At 63.8% G+C, this 18931-nt stretch carries 23 protein-coding genes; 15 read left to right on the forward strand and 8 right to left on the reverse strand.

Annotation, left to right across the window (positions count from 1 at the left end):
• The first annotated feature begins 11 nt into the window (after positions 1-11).
• Genes J3S28_RS20535 through J3S28_RS20560 form a run of 6 tightly spaced genes read left to right on the forward strand, consistent with a single transcriptional unit; the run spans position 12 to position 4866 of the window.
• Positions 12-383 carry a hypothetical protein gene (locus J3S28_RS20535; protein WP_237341853.1) on the forward strand — a complete coding sequence of 124 codons (372 nt, stop codon included), beginning with the start codon at positions 12-14 and terminating at the stop codon, positions 381-383.
• On the forward strand, positions 380-769 hold the full coding sequence (locus J3S28_RS20540) for a hypothetical protein (RefSeq protein WP_207842616.1): 390 nt from the start codon (positions 380-382) through the stop codon (positions 767-769). The genes J3S28_RS20535 and J3S28_RS20540 overlap by 4 nt, the downstream gene beginning before the upstream one ends.
• Positions 769-1407: a hypothetical protein gene (locus J3S28_RS20545; protein WP_207842617.1), complete on the forward strand. Its 639-nt coding sequence runs from the start codon at positions 769-771 to the stop codon at positions 1405-1407. The genes J3S28_RS20540 and J3S28_RS20545 overlap by 1 nt, the downstream gene beginning before the upstream one ends.
• Entirely contained in the window at positions 1407-2369 is a 963-nt protein-coding gene (locus tag J3S28_RS20550) for a hypothetical protein (protein ID WP_207842618.1), read from the forward strand. The genes J3S28_RS20545 and J3S28_RS20550 overlap by 1 nt, the downstream gene beginning before the upstream one ends.
• Positions 2369-2674: a hypothetical protein gene (locus J3S28_RS20555; RefSeq protein ID WP_207842619.1), complete on the forward strand. Its 306-nt coding sequence runs from the start codon at positions 2369-2371 to the stop codon at positions 2672-2674. The genes J3S28_RS20550 and J3S28_RS20555 overlap by 1 nt, the downstream gene beginning before the upstream one ends.
• On the forward strand, positions 2674-4866 hold the full coding sequence (locus J3S28_RS20560; protein ID WP_207842620.1) for a right-handed parallel beta-helix repeat-containing protein: 2193 nt from the start codon (positions 2674-2676) through the stop codon (positions 4864-4866). The genes J3S28_RS20555 and J3S28_RS20560 overlap by 1 nt, the downstream gene beginning before the upstream one ends.
• Here J3S28_RS20560 and J3S28_RS20565 read toward each other — a convergent pair.
• A complete protein-coding gene (locus J3S28_RS20565; protein ID WP_207842621.1) occupies positions 4821-6197 on the reverse strand; it encodes an O-antigen ligase family protein in 1377 nt (458 codons plus the stop codon). The genes J3S28_RS20560 and J3S28_RS20565 overlap by 46 nt on opposite strands.
• A 55-nt stretch (positions 6198-6252) precedes the next feature.
• Here J3S28_RS20565 and J3S28_RS20570 point away from each other — a divergent pair, with 55 nt between their 5' ends.
• Positions 6253-6405, forward strand: coding sequence for a hypothetical protein (locus J3S28_RS20570; RefSeq protein WP_207842622.1), 153 nt, complete (start codon positions 6253-6255; stop codon positions 6403-6405).
• A 7-nt stretch (positions 6406-6412) separates the two neighbouring features.
• Here the strand turns inward: J3S28_RS20570 and J3S28_RS20575 are convergent, their stop codons facing one another.
• Positions 6413-6601 (reverse strand): hypothetical protein, encoded by a 189-nt coding sequence (locus tag J3S28_RS20575; protein ID WP_207842623.1) that lies wholly within the window; start codon positions 6599-6601, stop codon positions 6413-6415.
• Between the two features lie 478 nt (positions 6602-7079).
• On the opposite strand from J3S28_RS20575, the gene J3S28_RS28635 reads away from it, so the two are divergent.
• A complete protein-coding gene (locus tag J3S28_RS28635) occupies positions 7080-7202 on the forward strand; it encodes a hypothetical protein (RefSeq protein WP_272874226.1) in 123 nt (40 codons plus the stop codon).
• A gap of 354 nt (positions 7203-7556) precedes the next feature.
• Here J3S28_RS28635 and J3S28_RS20580 read toward each other — a convergent pair whose 3' ends face one another.
• Positions 7557-7751, reverse strand: coding sequence for a hypothetical protein (locus J3S28_RS20580; protein ID WP_207842624.1), 195 nt, complete (start codon positions 7749-7751; stop codon positions 7557-7559).
• Positions 7752-7850: 99 nt separating this feature from the next.
• On the opposite strand from J3S28_RS20580, the gene J3S28_RS20585 reads away from it, so the two are divergent.
• The gene (locus J3S28_RS20585) at positions 7851-8033 is read left to right on the forward strand and encodes a hypothetical protein (RefSeq protein ID WP_207842625.1); all 183 of its coding nucleotides are present in this window, start codon (positions 7851-7853) and stop codon (positions 8031-8033) included.
• Positions 8034-8100: 67 nt separating this feature from the next.
• Here J3S28_RS20585 and J3S28_RS20590 read toward each other — a convergent pair whose 3' ends face one another.
• Positions 8101-8781 carry a DUF2510 domain-containing protein gene (locus J3S28_RS20590; protein ID WP_207842626.1) on the reverse strand — a complete coding sequence of 227 codons (681 nt, stop codon included), beginning with the start codon at positions 8779-8781 and terminating at the stop codon, positions 8101-8103.
• Between the two features lie 389 nt (positions 8782-9170).
• Here J3S28_RS20590 and J3S28_RS20595 point away from each other — a divergent pair, with 389 nt between their 5' ends.
• Positions 9171-10457 carry a SatS C-terminal domain-containing protein gene (locus tag J3S28_RS20595; RefSeq protein WP_207842627.1) on the forward strand — a complete coding sequence of 429 codons (1287 nt, stop codon included), beginning with the start codon at positions 9171-9173 and terminating at the stop codon, positions 10455-10457.
• A gap of 15 nt (positions 10458-10472) precedes the next feature.
• On the opposite strand, the gene J3S28_RS20600 is transcribed toward J3S28_RS20595, so the two are convergent.
• The 3 genes from J3S28_RS20600 to J3S28_RS20610 are packed head-to-tail and all read right to left on the reverse strand — an operon-like array spanning position 10473 to position 13313.
• Positions 10473-11588, reverse strand: a complete 1116-nt coding sequence (locus J3S28_RS20600) for an adenosine deaminase (protein ID WP_207842628.1) — start codon at positions 11586-11588, stop codon at positions 10473-10475.
• Complete coding sequence (locus tag J3S28_RS20605; protein WP_207842629.1) at positions 11585-12892, reverse strand: thymidine phosphorylase; 1308 nt, start codon at positions 12890-12892, stop codon at positions 11585-11587. The genes J3S28_RS20600 and J3S28_RS20605 overlap by 4 nt, the downstream gene beginning before the upstream one ends.
• On the reverse strand, positions 12885-13313 hold the full coding sequence (locus J3S28_RS20610) for a cytidine deaminase (protein ID WP_207842630.1): 429 nt from the start codon (positions 13311-13313) through the stop codon (positions 12885-12887). The genes J3S28_RS20605 and J3S28_RS20610 overlap by 8 nt, the downstream gene beginning before the upstream one ends.
• Positions 13314-13537: 224 nt before the next feature.
• On the opposite strand from J3S28_RS20610, the gene sdhC reads away from it, so the two are divergent.
• The 5 genes from sdhC (at position 13538) to J3S28_RS20635 (ending at position 17910) form a co-directional block, all read left to right on the forward strand.
• Positions 13538-13942, forward strand: coding sequence for a succinate dehydrogenase, cytochrome b556 subunit (gene sdhC, locus J3S28_RS20615; RefSeq protein ID WP_207842631.1), 405 nt, complete (start codon positions 13538-13540; stop codon positions 13940-13942).
• Between the two features lie 12 nt (positions 13943-13954).
• A complete protein-coding gene (locus J3S28_RS20620; RefSeq protein ID WP_084838309.1) occupies positions 13955-14407 on the forward strand; it encodes a succinate dehydrogenase hydrophobic membrane anchor subunit in 453 nt (150 codons plus the stop codon).
• Positions 14408-14435: 28 nt separating this feature from the next.
• Positions 14436-16190 (forward strand): succinate dehydrogenase flavoprotein subunit, encoded by a 1755-nt coding sequence (gene sdhA, locus J3S28_RS20625; protein WP_207842632.1) that lies wholly within the window; start codon positions 14436-14438, stop codon positions 16188-16190.
• Entirely contained in the window at positions 16190-16978 is a 789-nt protein-coding gene (locus J3S28_RS20630; protein ID WP_207842633.1) for a succinate dehydrogenase iron-sulfur subunit, read from the forward strand. The genes sdhA and J3S28_RS20630 overlap by 1 nt, the downstream gene beginning before the upstream one ends.
• A gap of 107 nt (positions 16979-17085) precedes the next feature.
• Entirely contained in the window at positions 17086-17910 is an 825-nt protein-coding gene (locus tag J3S28_RS20635) for a hypothetical protein (RefSeq protein WP_207842634.1), read from the forward strand.
• 3 nt (positions 17911-17913) lie between these two features.
• Here J3S28_RS20635 and J3S28_RS20640 read toward each other — a convergent pair whose 3' ends face one another.
• Positions 17914-18834, reverse strand: coding sequence for an HpcH/HpaI aldolase/citrate lyase family protein (locus J3S28_RS20640; protein ID WP_207842635.1), 921 nt, complete (start codon positions 18832-18834; stop codon positions 17914-17916).
• Positions 18835-18931: the final 97 nt, after the last annotated feature.

Consider the following 18931-nt stretch of genomic DNA (forward strand, 5'->3'; position numbering starts at 1 on the left):
GTGCGCGGCTCATGGCCGCAGCTACAGGCCTGATGAACGTGACGGTCGGCGTGCTGTACATCTCCCCCGAGGAGTTGGTGCGCCGACCGCTGCAGCCTGGCCAAGTCTCCGCAGTGGTGTGGATCGAGAACATCGGGCCCGCATGGTTTGTCGGCTTCATGGTCACCGGCCTGATGCTCCTATTGGCCGCCGCCCGCTCAACAGGGTTCGTCCGCGCCCACATCGCATCGTCAATGATGTTGGCGTTCTATGCCGGGTGCATCTTGTGCTCGGCCGTACTCACTGAACCTCCGGTCCCTGTAGTCCACGGGACATTCGCCGGATTCTTCGCGGTCCTCCATATTGCGATCGCCCGCGGCGACGCGGAAAGGGGCTGTCGGTGAGCCCAGAACTCATCGCGTCGTTCGGCGGTCTCCTGGCCGCGATCGGCGCCCTCATCACTGGTGTCCTCGCGACCCGGTCCAAGGTCAAGTTGGACGACATCGCGAAGCTGCACGCCAAGATCGACGACCTCGAGGCAGACCTCGCCGAGGAGAAGAAGGCTCGCGATCGCGACGCCGACCAGTACCGGGCCAAGCACTCGCAGACCATCGCTGACTACGAAGCTGAGTTGGCCGAGCTGAAAGAGCGGCTGCGGCAACGGGATCAGACGATCGGCCACCTGGACCGCGTCATCCTGGCGCTGCGGACCTACGTCGCGCGGGCTCGACGCAAGCTGATCGACCGCGAGATCGAGCTGCCCGACGAAGTTGAGGGGATGAACGACTGATGATGAATGTGCGAGCTCGCGGAGCCGGTGAACAGACCGGCCCTGCGCAGATGCTGGTCGGCGTGACCCGGGGCATGGACGCGGTCGACCTGGACTATCCCGCGCAGATCCGTCCGATTGGCACACTCACGCTGATCGAGTCGGTCCTGCGTGGGCGTGCAGCTCTGCGCGCAATCGACGCCCTCGGCAAGCCCTGGACGCTCAGCGGCTTCTCTCTCGGTGCATACCTGGCCGGCGAGTATGTCGTGCTCGACAAGCCGAAGAACCTCAAGGGTGTTGTCCTGCTGGCCGATCCACTGCGCCATCGCAATCAGATCGCGCATGTCGGCGTCGCCCGGAATCGATTCGGCGTCGGCGGCGAGCGGTTCATCTCGGGTGTGCCGGTGCAGAGCTTCGCGATACCTGACGATCCGATCACCTCGTGCCCGGCTGACAACGGGCTGCGGCTGATCTCGAATGGTGTGACGGGCCGCCAACAGCCGTATCCAGCCGCGGCGTTCAACCTAATCTACACACTCGACTGGGCGAAGAAGTACCTGATCGAGGGTCGGCATACTGCGTACGGCGTGGAGAAGATGCCGGGCGATCAGCGTACGTACGTCCAGGCGGCGCGCGATGCGCTGATGGGAATGCAGTAATGCCGGTCGAGATTCCAGGCACGCGTCGATCGGGTGGTGGAAAGCCCAAGGGCGATCAAAGCCTGCTCGATCTCCTGGGCCTGAACTGGAACTTTCCAAGCCTCGACGAGATCCTCGAACTCATTCTCGCGGTGGTCACTGGCGCCTTCACTGGCGGTGGTGTTGGTGGGGCCATCCAGGACTTCTTCGACATCCTCAAGGGGCGCGTCACGGACGTTGAAGCTGAGGTTGTCGCAGTTGCCGGTGATGTCGGCACCCTCGAAACCCGCGTCACCAACCTCGAATCAGGTGGGGTGCTGACGTACTTCCCCGGCAATGGCACATTCGTCAACCCAGGCTTCGGCACAGTCACATTCACGCTGTTCAGCGGCGGGCAAGCTGGGTCAACCGCAGATGGCATCTCTGGATCATCAGGCATCGGCCCCCTGATCCGGTCGTTCAAATGTGTTGACTATGCGGGTGATTTCGTCGTGGCGGTCGGCGCTGGCGGTAGCGCATCAAACCTTCAGGCTGGCGGCGTCACGACAGTGTCGGTAAACGGCGTTGTCATCATGTCGGCTACCGCAACGGGCTCGATGACCGCGTACGGGATCACTTCCGTTCAGGGTTTCGCCACCCCCGGCGGGTATGGCCGTGTCGTGAACGGCACCAACTCTGAGACCCGCGCAGCGTTCTCGGCGAATCCCGGATATCTAGGCACCCCCGGTGGCGCGGCGGGTACATCGGGCAGCCGGGACGGCAAGGACGGTACTGACGCCCCGGATCTCGGGAACCTCATCATTGGCGGCACTGGTGGTGGAGGCGGCTACAGCGCTTACGGGTCGGGCACTTCAGGTCGGGGTGGCGACGGAGGTTCACCTTCTGGTGGTGGTGGTGGCCCTGGTAATGCACAGCTCGGCGCCTCGCAAGGCAGACGTGGATATGGCGCCAATGGTGCCGCACTAGCGAATTGGGAGCCCTGATGACACACACAGCAACACTGACCCGCGAGAACGTCCCCGGAAAAGGTGTCGGGTCCACGATCTCCAACTGCTACCAACTGTCCGAGCCGCTCGATGGCGTGGAGTTCCTGACGGTCACGTGCATCGACATGCCGAAGTGGAACTGTCAGATGACTTCCATCCTCCCCGCGATGGACGGCGACGGCGCGCCCCTGTCGGCACCGGACGGAACGTTGGCGATGTCGATCACCAAGCCACTCATGGACCCCGCCGAGGCCTTGGCCGAACTCGGCTACACCGTCGTCACTGATCCCGAGGAGCCCTGATGTCGATTCTGAACTACGGCTGGACCGACAGCGACGGCGGCGACCCGCCCCGCGTCCGGGTCCGCCTCACTCCCCCGAGGCCGCGCCCGTCGGTCCTCAACCCTGGCACCACGGTGTCGACGAACACCATCCCGTCCGAGTCAGCGACCGGCGCGGGGTCGTTCAACCCGGTCGAGCCGGGGCCGTATGAAGTCATCGTGACGTTCGGTCGCGCAGGGTCTGATTACTTCTCGGGCGCCGGCATCATCGGGCCCTCGTTCATCAACGTCCCCGAGGGCACATCGGACCTCGGCGTCCTGCTGATGGCCGCTGGCGCACCCCTGCCACCGCCGGACTGGAAAGCGGTCGCCGACGTAACTTATGCCCCGCTCGAAGGGCTCGGTGACATCGTCGCCAATGCGGTCGCCGACGACCCGACGATCGCCAGCAAGGCCCCGCTTCCCACTGCTGCTCGCAACCCGCTTACCGGGTACTGGCACGCCGATGGGTACGGCGCGGTGGGAAACGGATCGACTGACGACAAGAACGCGATCAACGCCGCGATGGTTGCGGCTTCAGCGGCCGGCGGCGGTGTGGTCTACATCAAGCCCACCAACTCCGCGTACATGATCTCCTCGTCGCTGACGCCCCGATCCAAAGTCACCCTGTTCTCTCATGGCGCGACTCTGAAGATGTCGTCGAACGGGACCGCGATCTACGGATCAACAGTCGGGCTCACGGACTTCGCGATCGACGGTCTGATCTTCGAGGGCGGCGTCACCGAGAACGCCACAGCACCAAAGCGCGCCCGCACGAAGGTCACAGGCATGGAGACAGCGGTATCGCTGTACGGCAACCTCGACCCCAGCGCGAGCGGCTCAGCGGCTCTGACCGGGTTCTCGATGCGCAACTGCATCGTCCGCAACTGCTCCGGTCTGCCGATCTTCCTGCGCGGTGTCGGCGGCGCAGTCCAGGTCCACGACAACCAGTTCATCAACAACATGGACGTCGGATTCGTCTACTGCCCATCGGTGCAATTCAACAACAACTACGTCTACGGCTCGGCCGACAACGGTGTCTCGATGTCGCGGGTCAGCGACAAGCTGACGTGCGTCGGCAACGTCTTCGAGAACTGTGCCTACAACGGCATCTGGGCGGCGGGCTTCGGCACCGAGACCGGCCCCGCCCACTTCGCGATCGCTGGCAACGTCGTCAAGGATGTCGGCCACGCGGGCATCTTCATGGACCTGGCCCCGAAATACGGTGCGATCACAGGCAACGTCCTCGACGGTGCGTACCGACGCGGCCCCTCGGACGAGGCCACGGACTCGATCTGCGTGGGCATCTTCATCGGCGGCTTCCCCGACACCGACCGTGCAACGCCGACGAACTTCGCAACTGACATCGTGGTGATGGGCAACCAGATCCGCCGGTTCGCGCAGGCCGGTATCTTCTCGCCAGGCGGCATCAAGCGGGTCATGATCGCCAACAACCTGATCGATGGCATCGGCACGCAATACCTCGCCGACGGCGCAACCGCCGTGTCGAGCACCGACGCGGCGCGCAACATCGGCATCCTGATCAGCTTCCCCGCGACCGTCGCGGACGTCCTGATCCAGGGCAACAAGATCACCGACGCCCGCAGCCCGTCGTATTGCAACTACGCGATCCGCCCGAACGGTTCCTCGTTGGTCAACGCCAGCCTCAATGAGGCGTCGGGCCTGCGCAATACTGCCGACCTGATCGAGACCGGACCAGCGCGCAACGTCAACTGGGTGGCGCTTCAACAGAGCCAGACTCGTCACCTGGCGGGCGCGCTGGCGGGCACCTCAGCTTCGACGGGAACGGTCGCAGGGTTCGACATCAATGGCGCTGCTACCTCGCTGCGCCACGATCGCGTGAAGACGGCGTCTCTTGACCGGTTCTCATGGGGTGTCAACGGTAACGCCGAGGCGGGGAGCAACGCGGGGTCGGACTTCGATCTCCGCGCCTACACCGACGCCGGGGCGTATCTCGGCACGGTAATCACGGCGAAGCGCTCGAACCTCACCCTCAAAGCGGAGAAGGGCTACGTGCAGGCAGTAAAGGCTGGTGTCCCGTCAGACGCCGACTTCGCGACCACGCCGAGCGACGGGACGACCGTCCTCGACACCACGAACCACCGGCTCTATGTGCGCTCCGGTGCGAGCTGGCGGTACACAGCGCTGACCTGATCGTCGGCGTCGTCTTCCTCCGGTTCCGGCTCGGGTCGGTGACACGACAGCCCGATCAGCAACATGAGGATGGCCCACGGCGCGGGGAACTCATTGACATCGAAGACGAAGTACATCGCGAACAGCGAGAGCACCGCGGGCCGGTACTCGGGCTGAGCAAACCAAACCGACCCAATGATGATCGCGACGAAGATGCCCAGGCCGATCAGTCCACTCGTCGCGATCAGCGACACGAACTGGTTGTCGATCGCGAGGAACCCGTCGAGCTGCAGGAAGTTGCGATCGAACAGCCACTCCCGGGAGTACCAGCCGCTTCCGGTCATGGCTCGCGTGAACGACTGATCCAGGAGACGCTCTGCTGCGTCGAGGGCTCCCTCGCGGTGGCTGACCGAGTCGCTCTCGCTGAACCGTTGGTACACGCCGGAGGTGGAGAACGAGAACAGTAACGCGAACCCGAGTGTCAGACCGGTGAGCACCAGGCCCCGGACCCACGACAGAGTGCGGGGACCGTAGGCGAAGAACAGGACGGCGATCATGATGATGATCGTGCTGCGAGATCCCGTCGCGAACCCTCCGGCGAGGATCACGGCGGTGATCCAGTAGCGGTGCATCGGGTTGTTGAAGTGGTGACGTGCGGTCAAAGCGAGGCCGACAGCTAGGAACATCGACATCAGCAGCGGGTGCCCGAACGTGCCCTGGGCCCGGAGCAGCCCGGGGATGATCTCGCTTCCGAGGCGGTCGGACGGCCACTTGAACGACTCCGGGACCGGCGACGCCCACAGAACTGCCGGGGTGAATAGAACCTCGTACGCCGCGTAAATGCTCTCGACGACAGCCAGGCCGATAATGACGCGAACGATTTGCTGTCGTTCATCGGGATTGCTGTAGAGGCCGACGATCAAGAATGTCACGCCGATGATCACGTGAAGAATGAATTGGTACATCGCGCCGGTGATGCCCATGGATCGGGTCGAAAGAAAAGTCACCACGAAATATCCGGCGACCAGCCCCATCATCGACATGTGCACGGTACGAGGCAGTGGTCGGCGAGCCAGGATGACGGCGGAGACCAGGACCAGAACAAGCATCTCTGCCAGGCGAAACAGGTTCGGCACGAGATGGATGGGCAGCAGGACCACCATGACGATGACCGAGGACCCGAGGATGCCTACGACGCGGTCACTGCGCAGGAAAGCGCCGATAGTTACGACGGCGACCGTTAGCGCGGCTCCGTACGTCAGCGACAGGTGATAAACAACTCCATACCCAACAGCCGAAGCCAGGACGACACACCCCAAGAGCGTGAAAACCCGCTCTTTCATCGAATACATAAAGGGAGTATCGCGCACCGCACGGGATTAAGCGCAACGTGCGATGATTCTCGGCATGGAGAAGTCACACCTGGGCCGTTCGATGAAGGCCCCGCGGCCGGCACGCCGCCGCCGCGATCTCGTCGCGCTGCTCGCCCTGGGATCGGTGTTCGTGTGGATGCTGCTCAGCTCCATCGGCGACGAAGTGCCGGCCGTCTTCTACTTCTGACTTAGCCCTATGGGGTCTTGAGTTCCTGGTATCGAGTAACGCCCTGATCGAAGTAGCGGCGTTCCAGGCCGCCCAACTGGTCGATCTCTTCCTGGATACCCTTCCGGGCTTCCTCGGTCTCGGCCGCCAACTGAAGGTCTTCGAGCTCGGTGATCGCGGCCGGGATTTCGGCCAGGTCGTAGGTGAAGTTGCGCATGTCGACTCCTTTGTCGGCCTCGATTGTGGTGCCTTCAAGGGTGACAGGTGGGACGCCCTTCTCGGGCGATACGAACCCTGCGGGGCCTGAATAATCGGTTAACTGTTCAACCTGGCGACACGGGGCATAACGTCCGAACTGTCCCCAGCCCGTTCGAGGCTGGGGACAAATCCGATCGTCAGTAAACCGTGCCAGTACGTCGCCGTGCGCGAGGTGCGCCCGTGGTCACCTCTGCCCAATAGCTCGGTGAGTGAAAGCGCTCAACGCCATCCAAGTCGGTCAGCTTGAGAACGCCGCTGTGCTCGTAGATTGTCGCGCTCGCATCTTCGTACGTGCTCTGACTCCCGTCAGTGAACGTGATCGTGATTTCGCCCTTGATGGTCCGGACTGTGTCAGCCAAGGCGGCATCGCCCCTTTCTGGTGGTTAGCCGGGCAGATGCCCGGGCCATAAGACAGAACCACACAGTCCGTGGAACCCATGTGGAAATCGGCACGTCTCATCTCCATGGACGACAACCTCCCCGAGATCGCACAGTGGGCGATCGCTGACGCGCTGTCAGAGATCCGCTGGGAGCTAGATCAGTCCGACCCCGGCACGTAGTGCAGCCCGTCGAGGTGGTTCTTCGGCGCCGAGGTCTCAGGGTCCTTGTAGATCGTGGCGTCACACTGGCGGCACGTCCAGGTGCGGCACGGCGGCTTGCGAGTGTTGCTCCATCCCACCAGCACCCGGCGCGGACCGAGCCGGTGACCGTTCGGACAACGCCGAGGTGGATTGCTGTCGGAGTACACAGAGCCCTCTCTGAGACTCCAACCTCCGCTCACCGAGCATACGACCCATGAACGACAGAACGCCCGAGCCATAAGTTAGATGGCTCGGGCGTTCTTTTGCGTTGGATGCAACCCCTTCCCAGAAGCGAACCCAACGCGACGACGACTGTAGATCAGCGGTCGGACATCACCGACGCCCATCCCTGATCTGGTAGGTCCGCGGCTTGGACAGTCCTGACGCGGTGGCGATCTGGGGTCCGGTGTGGCCGGCCTCGAACGCTGCCTTGACGGCCACCTCGAGCTGCTCGTCGAGCTGTGCGAGTTGCGCGGCCACCTCTTTGCGCTGATCTCTGATGGCTGCGACCTGGTCGATTGGCTCCATGAGAAAAATATAGCAGATTTACCCTGCTAGGGCTTGCGCCCACCAGGGGAAGCGCGCTATACTTTAATCACAAGGAAGAACGAAAACGAAAGGGAGACAATGACACTCACCATCAACTTCAAGGGCGAGGGAACCCACACCGAGAAGGTGCGGAACCTGGACCACGGACTCGACCGGGCCGAGATCCTGGCGGAAGAGATCGGGATGGTCAGCCGGTACAACCGGGACGGCACGGTCACCCTCCACGGTAAGGGCCTCGAGTTCGGCGGCTACGTGGCCTGAGGGCCTCGGCCCGGCCCTTCGGGGGGTCGGGCCTGCTGGCATGTGAATCACGTGTTGTCAGATGCGGCTACCCTCCCTGCCGCACCCGCGCCACACAGTTCTGTAGCGCGGACCCGTACTCATCGCCCGCGCTGATGTTCACGTCAAGCAGGTCCCGGCCGTCGGGCAGCACAGTGAACTCATTGGCCGAGCTGGACAGTGCGTACGGAACGTCATCCTTGATGACCCAGGTGTCCTGACTCGACTCCCGCTCGTCGCCCCGCATGATGTCGGCTCCGACGTAGACCAGACCACCCGGTGCCGTCAGAGACTGCAGGTTCGTCAGGCTCAGAGAGGAATCGATCAGACTGAACTCGATCATGCTGACGTACGCCTCCGCTGGGATCTCGCACGGCAACTGGGACATCGTCTGAGTCGACCGCGCGGCGGGTGGCGGTGGCGCAAATGTCGTCGGCGCCGGCAGTTGCGCCCTCGTGGTGGTGGTCGACGCCGCGGCCGGTTCATCGTCCTCGCCCGGCTCGAAGCCGGTGATCGCCGCGAACGAGATATAGAGGACCAGCGCCCCGAAGATTGCCGCGACCGCAATCAGCCACTTCTTGTTGCCTCCCCTGCCGCCGCTCGGGCCCGGGGGCGGTGCAAACTGAGCGGGGCGCGTGGCGCTCGTCCACTGCTGACCGTCCCACCACCGCAACTGATCTGGGACGCCTTCGGGGTCCGGGTGCCATCCTGGTTGAGAGCTGTTTGACATCAGCAGATGCTATGGGATGAATACCCGATTCGACATGTACCGTTTGCGACACACAGTTGAGGCGGGAGATCCGGTTCAGGTCAACCCGGTACGGACCTCGAACCTGGACCAGACCTTCGAGGGCTTCTACCGCCCGAACTGAGCTGGAGAGAAATTCGCGCCACGTACCTGCATGCGCGCGGGTTGCACATGGCGCGCACGGACGCCGGCGGCGCGAATTGTTGCTGAAGTGCCTCGGCCCCAGCGGACGGCACATCGCGCCACGACGGGGTTGACCTCGCCAGAAAGTCGCCGAGTAGAGACCAGATCGACAAATCTCGGCAAACCTTGCGCACTTCGGGCGAGGCGAGGTGGCCGACGCTCGGGGTCGGTGACTAGGCTCTGTCCCCATGGCCGGAGACATCGTCCCAATCGAACTCGGAATCACCGAGGGCAACACGTTCACCTTGTGGGCTCCGCGCTGGCGCGAGGGCGACGACGAGTGGGAGGCCTTCCTCGGTCTCGAAGAGGACCTGTACGGGTTCAGCTCCGTCGCAGAGCTCGTCGCGTTCATCCGCTCGGGTACCGACAACGATCTCGTCGAGCATCCCGCCTGGAACACCGTGGTCGGCCTCAAAGCGGACGAGCTCGAGCCGGCCGAGGGCAATTCCTACGACCTGATCGCGGTTCCTGAACTGGCCTCCGAAGATCCGACCCCCGAGGTGATCGCGAAGCTCGAGGACGTCCTGGAGATCGTCAGGATCATCGGCGAAGTCTGCGAACTCACCGCAATCACCAAGTTCTTCAACGGGAACCCCATCCTTGGCGCGGTCACCACGGGTACCCGCAACTTCGTCGGCAAAGATGGCGCGGAACTGTGGGAGCGCATCGGAACCCTCATCGACAAACGCTGGGACGACGTCATCGACGCCATAGATGCCGTCATCACGACCCCCGAGGTCGACTCGGAGGCCGTCTCGGTCGCCGAGGCCGAGATACTCGCGGCAGCGAGTGCCGAGGACGAAGACGAACCGGACGACGACGTCGAATTGGTCGAGGGTGACGACACCGTCGATGACGATGACGACGACACCGCTGACGAAGAAGACGATCTCGACGACGACGACGACGAGATAGACGAAGACGACTTCTGGGGTTCGGTCGGGATCGATCCGATTCAGATCATCACCAGCGCCGGCGAGTTCTTCTCACTGCGTTGCTATTTGGACGACGATCCGGTGTTCCTCGGCAAGAACGGGAAGATCTTCGTCTTCGGGTCGAAGCGTGCTCTCGAGCGTTTCTTGGCCGACGAAAACGAGCACGACCTGTCGGCCGTCAGCACGTTCGAGGAGATCCAGATCGCAGCGACCGACGGATCGCTGGAGATCGACGTCTACGACGACAACGTGTACGTGCTGCCGGGCCTGACCGACGACATCGCCGACGGCCCGCGTCGCATCGACCGGCGTCAGCTCGAACTCGCGGTTGAATTGCTCACGGATGCTGCTGATTTCGCCGACGACGATTCGGTCGCCGAGGCGCTGGGATCGACCACGCCGCTGGGGTGGTTCGTGAATTACGCGCTCAACCCCGACCCGAAGCGGATGGCTCCGAGCGCGCCGTTCGACAATGAGTCCGAGGCTTGGCGCGCGCTCGAGCACGAATTCGAGACCCGGCTCGAGAAGAAACGCGACTAGGGCACGCTCGGCGGATCAACCGATGAGCACCGCGTAACCGGGCTTGATGACGTCGTCGATGATCGCGAGCCGCTCGTCGAAGTGGATGAAGGCGGACTTCATCGCGTTCACCGTGAACCGCTCGAGGTCTGACCATCCGTACCCGAACTGGTCGACGAGCACCTTGCACTCACGACTCATGGTCGTGTCGCCCATCAGTCGGTTGTCGGTGTTGACCGTGACGCGAAAGCGCAGTCGGGCAAGCACGTTGAACGGATGCTCGGCCAGACTCGGGACCGCTCCCGTCTGCACATTCGAGCTGGGGCAGAGTTCCAACGGGATCCGCTTGTCCCGCACGTAATTCGCCACATCGCCGAGCTTTGCGTCCGGGAATGACGCGGCCGCGGGATCCGCGCCGACGGGTAGCGTGATGTCCTCGATGACCCGGACACCGTGACCGAGCCGATCCGTCCCACAGAAGCTGATCGCCTCGTGGATCGACGGCAACCCGAACGCCTCCCCCGCGTGGATCGTGAACGGCGCGTTGTTCGCCCGCATGTACTCGAAGGCGTCGAGGTGTCGGCTGGGCGGGTAGCCGGCTTCGGCTCCCGCAATGTCGAACCCCACGACCCCGCGATGGCGGAACCGCACCGCCAGTTCGGCGATTTCGCGGGAGCGGGCCGCGTGCCGCATCGCGGTCACCAGCGTGCGCACCTGTATCTGCCGTCCCCGGTCCGCAGCCTGCGCGGTACCATCCTCGAACCCGCGCAGTACTGCCTCGACCACCTCGTCGAGGGTCAGCCCGTCCTCGAGATGCTGCTCGGGCGCGAAGCGCACCTCGGCGTACACCACCCCGTCGTCGGCGAGATCTTCGGCGCACTCACGGGCCACCCGCTCCAGGGAGGAGGCCGTCTGCATGACCGCCACCGTGTGTTTGAACGTCTCCAGGTAGCGGACGAGAGAACCGCTGTCGGCCGCCTCCCGGAACCAGGCGCCCACGGCGGCAACGTCATCGGCTGGTAGCTCCTCGTACCCGATCGCCTCCGCCAGCTCGAGCACGGTCTGTGGACGTAATCCGCCGTCGAGGTGGTCGTGGAGAAGAACCTTGGGAGCGAGTGCGATGGACGGAAGATCCAGCGGCGACGTTGTCATGCCTCGACCGTAACGCGATCGATCACCCGCGACAGGGTCTGCGGCGGTGTTGACCCGATCACGGTCGAACCTGCGAGCGCGGCCCGTGCCGCGCCGAATCTCTCGGGCGTGGCGGTGTACATCGTGAACAGCGGATCGCCGGCCTTCACGCGATCGCCCGAACGCACGTGCAGTCGCACCCCGGCCTCGGCCTGAACCGACTCACCCTGCCGTGCCCGCCCCGCACCGAGCCGCCAGGCGGCGCGGCCCACCGCCATCGCGTCGATCGACTCGATCACGCCTGCCGACTCGGCAGAGATCGTCTCGGAGTGGTCGGCCTGCTGCAGTGCCGCCTTCGGATCGCCGCCCTGCCCCCGGACCATCGCTTCCCACACATCCATGGCCCTTCCATTGCGCAGGTTGTCGGCCACGTCGACGCCGGTCATCCCGGCAGCAGCCAGCATCTCCGTTGCCAACGACACAGTCAGCTCCACCACATCGGGTGGTCCGCCACCGGAGAGCACCTCCAGCGACTCGGCGACCTCGAGCGCATTTCCGGCAGTCATCCCCAGCGGCTCCCACATTGCCGTCAGCAGGGCTGACGTCCGAACTCCCGCCTCATTGCCCAGTTCGACCATGATCTCGGCCAGCTCGCGGGCATCCGCCTCCGATTTCATGAAGGCACCGGCACCGACCTTGACGTCGAGCACCAGGGCCTGCGTGCCCTCGGCGATCTTCTTGCTCATGATCGAACTCGCGATCAACGGGATCGATTCGACGGTTCCGGTCACGTCGCGCAGCGCATACAGCTTCTTGTCCGCGGGTGCCAGCGAGGCCCCCGCTGCGCACACGACCGCACCCACGGATTGCAGCTGCGCCACGATCTCGTCGTAGCTCAGGTCGCTGCGCCACCCGGGGATCGCCTCGAGTTTGTCGAGAGTGCCTCCTGTGTGACCCAGACCACGTCCGGACAGTTGAGGCACCGCGATCCCGTAGGAAGCGACCAACGGGGCGAGCGGGAGGGTGATCTTGTCCCCGACTCCGCCCGTCGAATGTTTGTCGACGGTCGTGAGCGGTTGGCCCGCGCGGCGCAGACCGGTGAAGTCCATCTGCTGACCCGAGTTCGTCATGGCGGCGGTCCATCGCGAGATCTCCCGACGGTTCATGCCCCGCAACAGGATCGCCATCGCCAGCGCCGACATCTGCTCGTCGTGCACCTCCCCCGCGGTGAACCCCTCGATCACCCAGTCGATCTGGGCATCACTGAGGGCACCGCCGTCACGTTTGGTCGCAATCACCGAGACAGTGTCGAAACTTTCAGCCACGGTGCCCACCCCCGGACGCAAGCCGCCCCGCCTCGAGGTCGGCGGGCCCGAACGAGTCGGGCAGCAGTTGCCCCAGAGGCCGCGGACCGGCGCCGTGGTCGATCAACATCTCGGTACCTCCGTGCTCGAGAAGTACCTGTCGACAGCGCCCACACGGCATCAGGATTTCGCCGCGACTGTCGGTGCACGAGAGCGCGAGCAGGCGTCCACCACCGGAGACGTGCAGGTTGCCTGCCAGCGTGCACTCCGCGCAGAGCCCTAAACCATATGAGACATTTTCCACATTGCAACCCGTCACGAAACGCCCATCGTCGACTAGGGCGGCGGCACCGACCGGGTAGTCGGAGTACGGCGCATAGGCACCCCGCATGGCTTCTAAAGCTCTGGTGCGCAACAGTTTCCAGTCAACATCAGGGGCCATGCGATGACCCTACCGGTACACCAGCCGACCCGCACGAGGACCGCACCTGACATCGAAACAATGGTAAGGCAACCCTAAATCGAGATGCCTTGCAGCTCAGTTCGACTCGGGCAGGATTCCACGCTGGTTCAGCTTGGGTTTATGGTTTGTTTCGTGGGTCCACGATCGAGCAGCCGGAACCGCGCTCGACGCATCCATCAACGATGTTGGAGGCCAATTTCTCGATGAGCATTCCTACAGAGACCGCGCCCGCGCCGGTGCGCAAACGTTCCCTGTATCGGGGTGACCCAGGCATGTGGTCCTGGGTACTGCACCGGATCACCGGTGTCTCGATTTTCTTCTTCCTCTTTGTACACGTGCTCGACACGGCCGTGATCCGTATCGATCCGGACAAGTACTCGGAGATCATCGAGACGTACAAGAACCCGGTCATCGGCCTGATGGAGATCGGACTGGTGGCGTGTGTGCTGTACCACGCACTCAACGGTGTTCGGATCATCCTGGTCGACTTCTGGTCCAAGGGACCCAAGTACCAGCGTCAGATGCTGTGGACCATCCTGACCCTGTTCGCGATCCTCTTCGGCGCGGCAGCGATACGCCTGCTGCAACTTATCGTGGAACACCTTTAGGAGGCGCCGCAGATGACCACTCCGAACAGCCCCATCCTCGCGAAAGTCGTGGGCACCGACCACGACCGTCCGGCCAGCCTCGACAACCCCCGTTCCCCGCGGCGGGCCAAGGGCGGCAACTTCGAGAAGAACGCCTGGCTTTTCATGCGCTTCTCGGGTCTGGCCTTGATCATCCTGACCATCGGCCACATGTTCATCATGCTGGCCTGGGACGACGGCGTGCACCGGATCGACGCATCCTTCGTGGCCGCACGATGGAAAGACCCCTTCTGGCAGGTCTGGGACATCAGCATGCTGTGGCTTGCCCAGCTGCACGGTGGCAACGGTGTACGCACCGTGATCGCCGACTACTCCCGTAAGGACTCGACGCGTTTCTGGCTGAACGTGCTCCTGGCCCTGTCGATGATCCTGGTGCTGCTCACCGGCACCTACGCCCTGCTCACCTTCGACGTCAACAGCGTCTGATCCGGCCCTGGAAACGGAGCAAGTACACATGCAGGAACATCGTTACGACGTGGTGATCATCGGCGCAGGCGGCGCCGGGATGCGAGCGGCCATCGAAGCAGGCCCCCGGACCCGTACCGCGGTGCTGACCAAGCTCTACCCCACGCGTAGCCACACCGGTGCTGCGCAGGGCGGTATGTGCGCCGCACTTGCGAACGTCGAAGAAGACAACTGGGAATGGCACACCTTCGACACGGTCAAGGGTGGCGACTACCTCGCCGACCAGGACGCCGTGGAGATCATGGCGAAAGAGGCCATCGACGCCGTACTCGACCTCGAGAAGATGGGGCTGCCGTTCAACCGCACCCCCGAGGGCAAGATCGACCAGCGTCGCTTCGGTGGTCACACCCGTGACCACGGCAAGAGCCCGGTCCGTCGCGCCTGCTACGCGGCAGACCGTACCGGCCACATGATCCTGCAGACGCTCTACCAGAACTGCGTCAAGCACGACGTCGAGTTCTTCAACGAGTTCTACGCGCTCGACATCTGCCTCACGGAGAACTCCGAAGGCGAGAAGGTTGCCACCGGTGTGGTGGCCTACGAGCTGGCCACTGGTGAGATCCACGTCTTCCACGCCAAGTCGATCGTCTTCGCGACCGGCGGCTCGGGACGTATGTACAAGACGACTTCCAACGCCCACACGCTCACCGGTGACGGCATGGGAATCGTCTTCCGCAAGGGACTCCCCCTCGAGGACATGGAGTTCCACCAGTTCCACCCGACGGGCCTTGCCGGCCTCGGCATCCTGATCTCCGAAGCAGTGCGTGGTGAGGGCGGAATCCTCCGCAACGTGGACGGCGAACGGTTCATGGAGCGATACGCCCCGACCATCAAGGACCTTGCTCCTCGTGACATCGTCGCGCGGTCCATGGTCCTCGAGGTGCTCGAGGGGCGCGGCGCAGGTCCGAACAAGGATTACGTCTACATCGACGTGACGCACCTCGGCGAAGAAGTTCTCAACGAGAAGCTCCCCGACATCACCGAGTTCGCCCGCACCTACCTCGGCGTCGACCCGGTGACCGAATACGTGCCGGTGTTCCCGACGTGCCACTACGTCATGGGCGGCATCCCCACCAAGATCAATGGTGAGGTCTTGGCCAACAACGACGAGGTCGTCCACGGCCTGTACGCCGCGGGCGAGTGCGCGTGCGTCTCGGTGCACGGCGCCAACCGACTCGGCACCAACTCGCTCCTCGACATCAACGTGTTCGGTCGTCGGGCAGGTATCGCCGCCGCCGAGTACGCGTTGGCAAACGAGTTCACCGAGCTCCCCGAGGCGCCGACCAAGATGGTCGACGAATGGCTCGAGCTGGTCCTGTCCGAGCACGGACACGAGCGGGTCGCGGACATCCGCACCGAGCTGCAGGCCTCGATGGACGCGAACGCTTCGGTGTTCCGTACCGAGGAGACACTGAAGCAGGCCCTGACCGACATCCACGGATTCAAGGAGCGGTACAGCTCCATCCGCGTCCACGACAAGGGCAAGCGCTTCAACAGCGACCTCCTCGAGGCCATCGAACTGGGTTTCTTGCTCGAGATGGCCGAGGTCACCGTGGTCGGCGCGCTCAACCGCAAAGAATCCCGCGGCGGGCACGCACGCGAGGACTACCCGGACCGCGACGACACCAATTACATGCGGCACACGATGGCCTACAAGAAGGGCGACGCCCTTCTGTCGGACATCGAATTGGACTACAAGCCCGTGGTCCAGACCCGCTACGAGCCGATGGAGCGGAAGTACTGATGACTGCCACCACCGATATCGCCGACGCACGCCACGACGATCCGCCGTTGCCCCCGGTTCCCGACGAGGCGACCATGGTCACGCTCAAGATCAGCCGGTTCAACCCGGAAGATCCTGACGCACAGGGTTTCGAGAGCTTCCGCGTGCCGGCGCTGCAGACCGACCGGCTGCTGAACCTGCTCCATTACGTCAAGGGCTACCTGGACGGCACCCTGACCTTCCGTCGGTCCTGCGCACACGGGGTCTGCGGTTCCGATGCCATGCGGATCAACGGCGTCAACCGGCTCGCCTGCAAGCTGCTCATGAAAGACATGCTGCCCAAGGACAAGTCGAAAGAGATCACCATCACCATCGAACCCATCAAGGGTCTTCCGGTGGAGAAGGATCTCGTGGTGAACATGGAACCGTTCTTCGACGCGTACCGCGCCGTCAAGCCGTTCCTCATGACCAGCGGCAACGAGCCGACCCGTGAGCGGATCCAGAGCCAGACGGACCGTGCACGTTTCGACGACACCACCAAGTGCATTCTCTGCGCATGCTGCACCACGAGCTGCCCGGTGTACTGGAACGAAGGAAGCTACTTCGGTCCGGCCGCCATCGTCAACGCTCATCGCTTCATCTTCGACAGCCGTGACGAAGGTGCCGCTGAGCGACTGGACATCCTCAACGAGGTCGACGGTGTGTGGCGCTGCCGCACCACGTTCAACTGCACCGACGCCTGCCCCCGCGGCATCCAGGTCACGCAGGCAATCCAGGAAGTCAAGCGCGCATTGATGTTTGCTCGCTGAGCACTCTCTCGCCTCAAGCACATGGCCGTCGCCCCACCGGTGGCGGCCATGGTGCTGTTCGGATGCGCTAAGCCACCGCAGGACCGATCCGCGCTAGCCTCTGGCACATGGGAATCGGCAGACTCAGCGCGCTGTTCGGACTGGTGCTCGCGGCCGTTCTGACAGGATGCAGCTCGAGTTCGCCGGGCGCACCGACCGCCGAACCTGCCCCACTTCCGCCCGATCAGATCGTCTTCACGGTGAGCTCTGGACCCGGCTACAGCCCCACGATCATGTTCCCTCTCCAGTCCCCGGCGATCGCGATCTATGGCGACGGACGCATCCTGCAGATGGGTCCGCGAGAGAACTACGACTTGCCCGGCGACTACTCCGTGACCACCGTCGACCCCGCCGCGGTGGCCCGATTCGTCGGCGACGCCGAGGCAGGCGGACTCATCTCGGAGTCGACCGACGCCGGTCATCCGCAGATCACCGATCACGGCAACACGACGTTCACCCTGCACGGAGAAGGCGAACAGTCGACGCTGAGCGTCTACGCCTACAGCTCCGACTTCGACGGAGGGCTCACCGACGACCAGAAGATGGTGCGCGCGCGCCTGCGCGATCTGGTCGACGGCGCGCGCAGCCTCGCCGACGGTCATCCATCGACGGACTTCATCCCGGAACAGGTCGGGGTCTTCGAGCTCGACACCGGCGGCGACCCACCCGCCACAACACGCTGGCCCGGACCCGCCCCTGCCGGGTTCCTCACCGGGAGATCGAAGATCTACGGCGTCGAGCGCTGCGGAGTCCTACGCGGACCCGACGCCGCGCAGGTGTACTGGGCGGCACTGACCAATCGCGGGGCCGATTGGCTCATCGACGGCGCCACGAGAATCCTCGTCGTCAATCCGCTGCCGGTGGGGACGGTGTCGTGCGACGCGGCGGCCTAGCACTCAGTAGTGGTAGGTGTCCGACGGCGCGGGCATGTGATCCGGGTCGTCGTACTCCTCGTTGAACTCGATGCCGTAGGCACGGGCGAGGTCGAGAATCTTGGTGCCTCGCGCGATCCTGGGCAGGTCGGACCCGTTGCGGATCTGTCCCCCGTCCTTCTCGTACTCGGCGAAGAACTCCAGCGCCCACGCGATCTCCTCGTGCGAGGGTGAGAGACCCTCGTTCACCGCCGCGCACTGATCCGGGGTGAGGCAGATTTTGCCCGTCATCCCGAACTCGGCGCTCACTGCGGTGGCCTCGCTCAGCTTGAGGGCCGAAGAGCCCACCGTCGGACCGTCGATCGCGCTGGGCAGGTGTGCCGCCTTGGCGGCGATGGTGAACCGGGAGCGGGCGTAGGCGAGGGTGGCGGGCTGATCGCCGAAGCCGGTATCACGGCGGAAGTCACCGATACCGAACGCCAGTCGGAAAGTCCCCTTTGCCGACGCGATTTCGCTGATCCGCTCGAGACCGCGTGCCGTCTCGACGAGCGCAACGATCGGCACCCCGGGCAGCCGCTTCGCAGTCTCGGTGACGTGATCGACCGATTCGACCATCGCCAGCATCACACCACCGAGCTTGACCTGACTCAGTGCCGTCAGGTCGTCGGCCCACCACTGCGTTCCGAATCCGTTGACACGCACCCAATCACGATTTCCCGCAGCAATCCAGCGGACGACGTTGTCGCGGGCGACAAGCTTGTCTTTGGGCGCAACCGCGTCCTCGATGTCGAGGACGACGATATCTGCGCGCGAGTTCGCTGCACCCTGAAATCGGTCGTACTGCAGTCCGTTGACGAGTAGCCAACTCCGCGCGAGCACCGGGTCGATTCGAGATCCGATGTCGTCCGGGTCGAGTGCGCTGACTGAATTCTGCGAAGGATTCACAACAGAGCATGATCCTCTATCGGCGATCGCCGGGGCAAAGTGCACCGTTAAACGGACCGGAGTACTGTTTAGGGCGACTCGTTAGGAGAACACATCA

Origin of the sequence: Williamsia soli (assembly GCF_017377795.1) — a bacterium.
GTDB classification, from domain to species: Bacteria; Actinomycetota; Actinomycetes; order Mycobacteriales; family Mycobacteriaceae; genus Williamsia; species Williamsia soli.

Excerpts from the sequence above, each read along its gene's own strand:
- J3S28_RS20550 (WP_207842618.1), top strand. The coding sequence starts at position 1,407 with ATGCCGGTCGAGATTCCAGGCACGCGTCGATCGGGTGGTGGAAAGCCC.
- J3S28_RS20620 (WP_084838309.1), top strand. The coding sequence starts at position 13,955 with ATGACCACTCCGAACAGCCCCATCCTCGCGAAAGTCGTGGGCACCGAC.
- sdhC (WP_207842631.1), top strand. The coding sequence starts at position 13,538 with ATGAGCATTCCTACAGAGACCGCGCCCGCGCCGGTGCGCAAACGTTCC.
- J3S28_RS20610 (WP_207842630.1), bottom strand. The coding sequence starts at position 13,313 with ATGGCCCCTGATGTTGACTGGAAACTGTTGCGCACCAGAGCTTTAGAA.
- J3S28_RS20630 (WP_207842633.1), top strand. The coding sequence starts at position 16,190 with ATGACTGCCACCACCGATATCGCCGACGCACGCCACGACGATCCGCCG.
- J3S28_RS20545 (WP_207842617.1), top strand. The coding sequence starts at position 769 with ATGATGAATGTGCGAGCTCGCGGAGCCGGTGAACAGACCGGCCCTGCG.
- J3S28_RS20595 (WP_207842627.1), top strand. The coding sequence starts at position 9,171 with ATGGCCGGAGACATCGTCCCAATCGAACTCGGAATCACCGAGGGCAAC.
- J3S28_RS20580 (WP_207842624.1), bottom strand. The coding sequence starts at position 7,751 with ATGGAGCCAATCGACCAGGTCGCAGCCATCAGAGATCAGCGCAAAGAG.
- J3S28_RS20535 (WP_237341853.1), top strand. The coding sequence starts at position 12 with ATGGCCGCAGCTACAGGCCTGATGAACGTGACGGTCGGCGTGCTGTAC.
- J3S28_RS20585 (WP_207842625.1), top strand. The coding sequence starts at position 7,851 with ATGACACTCACCATCAACTTCAAGGGCGAGGGAACCCACACCGAGAAG.
- sdhA (WP_207842632.1), top strand. The coding sequence starts at position 14,436 with ATGCAGGAACATCGTTACGACGTGGTGATCATCGGCGCAGGCGGCGCC.
- J3S28_RS20555 (WP_207842619.1), top strand. The coding sequence starts at position 2,369 with ATGACACACACAGCAACACTGACCCGCGAGAACGTCCCCGGAAAAGGT.
- J3S28_RS20570 (WP_207842622.1), top strand. The coding sequence starts at position 6,253 with ATGGAGAAGTCACACCTGGGCCGTTCGATGAAGGCCCCGCGGCCGGCA.
- J3S28_RS20575 (WP_207842623.1), bottom strand. The coding sequence starts at position 6,601 with ATGCGCAACTTCACCTACGACCTGGCCGAAATCCCGGCCGCGATCACC.
- J3S28_RS20560 (WP_207842620.1), top strand. The coding sequence starts at position 2,674 with ATGTCGATTCTGAACTACGGCTGGACCGACAGCGACGGCGGCGACCCG.
- J3S28_RS28635 (WP_272874226.1), top strand. The coding sequence starts at position 7,080 with ATGTGGAAATCGGCACGTCTCATCTCCATGGACGACAACCTCCCCGAG.
- J3S28_RS20565 (WP_207842621.1), bottom strand. The coding sequence starts at position 6,197 with ATGTATTCGATGAAAGAGCGGGTTTTCACGCTCTTGGGGTGTGTCGTC.
- J3S28_RS20600 (WP_207842628.1), bottom strand. The coding sequence starts at position 11,588 with ATGACAACGTCGCCGCTGGATCTTCCGTCCATCGCACTCGCTCCCAAG.
- J3S28_RS20590 (WP_207842626.1), bottom strand. The coding sequence starts at position 8,781 with ATGTCAAACAGCTCTCAACCAGGATGGCACCCGGACCCCGAAGGCGTC.
- J3S28_RS20635 (WP_207842634.1), top strand. The coding sequence starts at position 17,086 with ATGGGAATCGGCAGACTCAGCGCGCTGTTCGGACTGGTGCTCGCGGCC.